Raw genomic sequence first — 1,911 nt, 5'->3', positions numbered from 1 at the left:
CGCCGCGGCCGATGCCGCGCCGGCCAAGCCGGCGCGCAAGACCGCCCCGCGCGCACGCCGTCCGCGCAAGGCCGCCGACGCCGAGTAAACCGGCGCGTTGGCACGGGCCGGCGCCACGCCGCCGGCCGTTCAATCCCCCACCGGACCCCGGCCGTCGTAGCGGCCGGGCGTGACGCCGTATTCCCGCTTGAACATCGCGATGAAGGCGCTGACGTTGTCATAGCCCGATTCCAGCGCGGCGGCCGTCACGCCTTGGCCGGCCGCCAGTATTTCCTGCGCCCGCATCAACCGCGCGCGCTGACGCCACGCCCCCAGCGACAGGCCGGTCTCGGCCAGGAAGCGGCGCGCCAGCGTGCGCGGCGCCATGCCGATCGTGTCGGCCCAGGCGGCCAGCGGCCGGGTATCGGCCGGCGCGTCGGACAACGCCAGCGCCAGGCGCTGTAGCCGCGGGTCGCGCGACAGCGTCAGGCCGTCGCCGGCGCGCGGCAGGGTGCGGATCTCGTCGCGCACCACTTCGGCGATGCGGCGCTGGGCGGCGTCCCAGACCGTATCCGACCAACCGGCGGCGCGCTCGACCGCCGCCAGCAGCAGCGCCGACGCCCGCAGGGCGCAGGGCGCCGCCGGCAGGTCGGCGCAGGCCGCGGGGCTGAGGTAGACGCTGTAGCCCGCGTACGGGCCATGCGAACGCAGCCCGTGCGGGCAGTCGGGCGGAATCCAGATCGCGTGCGCGGGCGGCGCGACCCATTGGCGGTCGCCGGCCACCACCGTCAGCAGCCCGCGATACGCGCCGAACAGCTGGCCGCGCGCGTGCCGGTGCGTGGCGGTGTGGCGCAGCGCCGCGTCCTGGCGCCGCACGGCCAGCAGGGGCGGCCCGTCGGGCGCGGCGGCCAGGTCGGGGGCGATCAGGGGCGAGGCGGCCTCGGCGGGCGTCGGGGGCGGGCAGGGGCGGCGCATGGACATGGCGGATCCAGGTTGGCACAAACACGGTATTGATTGTCGAAATTACCGCAGATTTGCCGAGCGGGGGCGACTATCGTGAGCCTGTGCCCATCGACAGGAGAACATCATGCAAGCACAGGACTTATTGCCGGACGACCGCAATGCCGCCCAATTCGAGGGCGTGACCGTGCGCAAGGGCACGGTCGGCGCCTTTCTGCTGAACGCGCGGGTGTGGTGCGACGCCGACGCGGCGCCGGCCGCGCGCGAGGTCGCCGCCCGCGACATGCGGGAGGCCTTGCCGGCGCTGCGCGCGCTGGGGCTGTTCGAGGTGCTGGAAGTGCGCGATCCGGCGCTGCGGCGCTGGCTGGACGCGGCCGGGGCCGCGTCCGCCGGCGGCGAGGTTACGGCGTGATGGAATAGGGCAGCGGCGCGGCGGCGATGCGCGGGCCGTCGGCCGCGCCCAGCCGCAGGTCGCCCTCGGGCAGCGCGGCCAGCGTGGTCTCGAACAGCACCGACACGCCGTCGTCGCCGCGGGCCGCGTCGACGATGCGGCCGGTCGGCTCGCCCGGCTGGGTGGCGTCGAACACGTCCTGGCCGGCCAGTGCGGCATCGGCCACGCCGGCATCGACGATGGTGCCGAACGCCATGCGGCGCTTGACGGTGCCGCGGTAGTGGCTGCGCGCCACCACTTCCTGGCCGGGATAACAGCCCTTGGTGAAGCTGACGCCCTGGATCAGGTCCAGGTTGACGGTCTGCGGAATGAAGACGTCCTGGGTCGCCGTGGTGATCCAGGGGATGCCGGCGGCCAGGTCGGCCGCGTGCCATTGCGCGGCCGGGATCTGCCCGAGCACGGCGGCCAGCGGCGCGGCCGCGGCCAGTTGCTCGTCGGACGCGATCCACCACCAGCGCGCCACGGCGCCGGCCGCGGGCGCGGCGATCCAGGTGCCGGAGGGCAGCTCGGCGCGTTGCCAG

The 1,911-nt window shown here is 75.1% G+C and carries 3 protein-coding genes; 1 reads left to right on the top strand and 2 read right to left on the bottom strand.

What is annotated here, in order from left to right:
• Window positions 1–129: 129 nt before the first annotated feature.
• Window positions 130–960: an AraC family transcriptional regulator gene (locus H0523_RS31955; RefSeq protein WP_231689979.1), complete on the bottom strand. Its 831-nt coding sequence runs from the start codon at window positions 958–960 to the stop codon at window positions 130–132.
• Window positions 961–1,066: 106 nt separating this feature from the next.
• On the opposite strand from H0523_RS31955, the gene H0523_RS31950 reads away from it, so the two are divergent.
• Window positions 1,067–1,351: a hypothetical protein gene (locus H0523_RS31950; RefSeq protein WP_054435734.1), complete on the top strand. Its 285-nt coding sequence runs from the start codon at window positions 1,067–1,069 to the stop codon at window positions 1,349–1,351.
• On the opposite strand, the gene ygfZ is transcribed toward H0523_RS31950, so the two are convergent.
• Window positions 1,341–1,911: CAF17-like 4Fe-4S cluster assembly/insertion protein YgfZ (ygfZ, locus tag H0523_RS31945; protein ID WP_180180319.1), on the bottom strand; the 571-nt coding region annotated here is incomplete at its 5' end. The two genes, H0523_RS31950 and ygfZ, sit on opposite strands and share 11 nt — an antisense overlap.

Origin of the sequence: Achromobacter insuavis (genome assembly GCF_902859645.1) — a bacterium.
GTDB lineage: Bacteria > Pseudomonadota > Gammaproteobacteria > Burkholderiales > Burkholderiaceae_B > Achromobacter > Achromobacter insuavis.
This window is presented reverse-complemented; position numbering and strand designations above follow the sequence as displayed.